The sequence below is a fragment of the Kineococcus indalonis genome (genome assembly GCF_009906395.1).
Taxonomy (GTDB): domain Bacteria; phylum Actinomycetota; class Actinomycetes; order Actinomycetales; family Kineococcaceae; genus Kineococcus; species Kineococcus indalonis.
The window spans coordinates 1-2,805 of the sequence record NZ_JAAALM010000518.1 but is presented as its reverse complement, the minus strand read 5'-3'; the positions used below and the strand labels follow the sequence as shown (position 1 = coordinate 2,805).

2 protein-coding genes are annotated in these 2,805 nt (G+C 79.6%); one reads left to right on the top strand and one right to left on the bottom strand.

The genetic code is table 11. The features are described from left to right. Positions 1 to 69 precede the first annotated feature (69 nt). Positions 70 to 2,046 carry an ATP-grasp domain-containing protein gene (locus tag GTR00_RS23135; RefSeq protein ID WP_205706143.1) on the top strand — a complete coding sequence of 659 codons (1,977 nt, stop codon included), beginning with the start codon at positions 70 to 72 and terminating at the stop codon, positions 2,044 to 2,046. A gap of 41 nt (positions 2,047 to 2,087) precedes the next feature. On the opposite strand, the gene GTR00_RS18265 is transcribed toward GTR00_RS23135, so the two are convergent. Further along, on the bottom strand, positions 2,088 to 2,747 hold the full coding sequence (locus tag GTR00_RS18265) for an O-methyltransferase (RefSeq protein ID WP_166612998.1): 660 nt from the start codon (positions 2,745 to 2,747) through the stop codon (positions 2,088 to 2,090). Positions 2,748 to 2,805: the final 58 nt, after the last annotated feature.

Here is a 2,805-nt window from a genome sequence, read left to right as displayed (position 1 = left end):
CGCCCGCCCCGGCCCCGACAGGCTGGCGCCGGGGCGCCGCCGGGGCGCCCGGGAGGAGGCACGGGACGGGTGCGAGCGCTCATCGTCGAACAGGGCTGGAGCCGCGGGGCGCTGGCCGCCGCGCGGGCCCTGCACGCCGCCGGCTGGACCGTGGGCGTCGCCGCCCCCGACGGGCCCGGGCGCGGGCTGGCCGTCTCCTCCCGCGCCTGCTCCGCCGCGCACCGGGTCCCCGACCTGCACCCCGTGGGCGCCTTCGTCGAGGCCGTCGCCGCGATTGCGCGCGCCGGCGCCTACGACGTCGTCTTCGGCGCCGGCGAGGCGGAGGTGAGCGCCCTGTCGGCCGCCCGCGACGTCGTCGCCGCCGCCGGCGCCGTCGTCCCGCACGGCCCCCACGAGCAGCTCCTGCGCGCGATGGACAAGGCCGAGCTCTCCCGCGCCGCGCGCGCCGCCGGCATCGCCGTGCCCGACGTGCTCGACGCCGCCGACGTGCCCGACGAGCGCACCGCCTGCGTCGTCAAGGCCCACCGGCACGCCGCTCCCGACGTCGCCGGCTCCCCGCCGCGCATCGACACCACCGTCGTCACCGGCCGCACCGCCGTGGCCCGCCGCGTCGAGGAGGTCCGCGCCCTGGGCGGCGAGGCGGAGGTGCAGGTGCTGCACCCGGGGACGCTGATCGCCTACGCCGCCGTGCGCGGCCCGCGCGGCGTGGTCGCCGAGTCCATGCAGAGCGCCGAGCGCATCTGGCCGCCGCTGGCCGGCGCCAGCGCCCGCGCCGTCACCGTCGAGGTCGACGAGGACCTCGCCGCCCGCGCGCAGGGGCTGCTGGCGTCCCTGGAGCTGGTCGGGCTGGCGGAGCTGCAGTACGTCGCCGAGCCCGGCGGGCCCGCCCGCCTCATCGACCTCAACGCCCGCTTCTACGGCTCCCTGTCGCTGGCCGTGGCCGCCGGCGCGAACCTGCCCGCCGCGTGGGGCGAGGTCGCCCTGGGCCGCGACCCGCGCCCGGTGCGCGCGCGGGCGGGCGTGCGCTACCAGTGGGGCAGCGCCGACGTGCGCCGGGCCCTGGCCGAGCGCCGCGGCGGCCTGGCCCGCGACCTGGCCGCCACCCCCTCCAACCTCAAGGACCCCGCCTGGGTGGTCGCCCGGGCCCGCGCCACCGCCGCCGAGCACGGCCTGACGCTGAAGGTGCGCGAGGAGGGGCAGCTGCGCCGCGAGGGCTTCGGCGGCCTGCTCGCCGTGGGCGGCGGCTCGCCCTCCGCGCCGGCGCTGGTGGAGGTGCGCCACCGCCCCCGCGGCCGGGGCGCCGCCGACGCCCCGCACGTGGTGATCGCCGGCAAGGGCATCACCTACGACACCGGCGGGCTGGCGCTGAAGCCGCGCGAGTCGATGGTGCCGATGAAGACCGACATGACCGGCGCGGCCGTCGTGCTCGCCGTGGTGGCCGCCGCCGCCCGGCTGAAGCTGCCGGTGCGGGTCACCGGCCTGCTGGCGCTGGCGGAGAACTCCTTCGGCGGCTCCTCCTACCGCCCCGGCGACGTGGTGCGCCACTACGGCGGGCGCACCACCGAGGTGAACAACACCGACGCCGAGGGGCGCCTGGTCCTCGGCGACGCCCTGGCCTACGCCGACGCGGTCCTGGACCCCGACGTCCTCGTCGACGTCGCCACCCTCACCGGCGCCGCCTCGATCGCGCTGGGCAAGCGGCACGCGGCCCTGTTCGCCACCGACGACGCCCTGGCCGCCGAGCTGACCGCCGCCTCGCAGGCGTCGGGGGAGCGCGTGTGGCGGCTGCCGCTGGTGCCCGAGTACGCCGAGCTGCTGCGCTCGGACCTCGCCGACGCCCGGCAGGTGGCCTCCGCGCCGGGCGCGGGCGCCGGCACGATCCTGGCCGCGCAGTTCCTGCAGCCGTTCACCGGCGGGCGCCGCTGGGCGCACCTGGACATCGCCGGCCCCGGCCGGGCGGACTCCGCCGAGCACGAGGTCGGGCGCGGGGCCACCGGCTTCGGCGCGCGCCTGCTGCTGCGCTGGCTGGAGTCGCTGGCCGGCTGAGGCCGGCGCCGCCCGGGCGGCTGGACCGCGGCCCGGGCGGCTCAGGGGCGCTTGACCGCCAGCAGCAGGCCCTCGCCGGCGGTCAGCAGCGCGGACACCCAGCGCTCGTCCTCGGCGAGGGTCCGGCCCACCTCGCGCAGCGCGACGGTGGAGGCGTCCCGGGCGGCGGGGTCGGCCACCCGCCCGTTCCACAGGGCGTCGTCCACCACGAGCAGCCCCCCCGGGCGCAGCAGCCGCTGGGCCTGCTCCAGGTAGGCGGAGTACTCGCGCTCGTCGCCGTCGAGCAGCACCAGGTCGTAGGCGGCGTCGGTCAGCCGCGGCAGGACCTCCAGGGCGCGCCCGGGGATCATGCGCGCCCTGTTGGGGCGCACCCCGGCCTCGGCGACGGCCTCGCGCGCGGCGCGCTGGCGCTCGCCGTCGACGTCGATGGTGGTGAGCACCCCGTCGGCGGCCATGCCGCGCAGCAGGCTGACGGTGGAGACGCCGGTGCCGGTGCCCACCTCCACGGCGGTGCGCGCGCGGGTGGCGGCCGCCAGCACCGTCAGCGTCGCGGCCACGCCCGGCGAGACGGGTTCGCAGCCGAGGTCGGCGGCGCGGGTCCGCGCCCACTGCAGCACCTCGTCCTCGGCGGTGAACTGCTCGGCGTAGGCCCAGCTGGCGGGCTGCTTCGCGGGCGGGGGCACCTGCGCAACGTAGTGCATGGGCCCCCGCCCGGTCCCGGGGACGCCGGGGGCGCGGGGCCCGTGCCGGGCCCAGGAG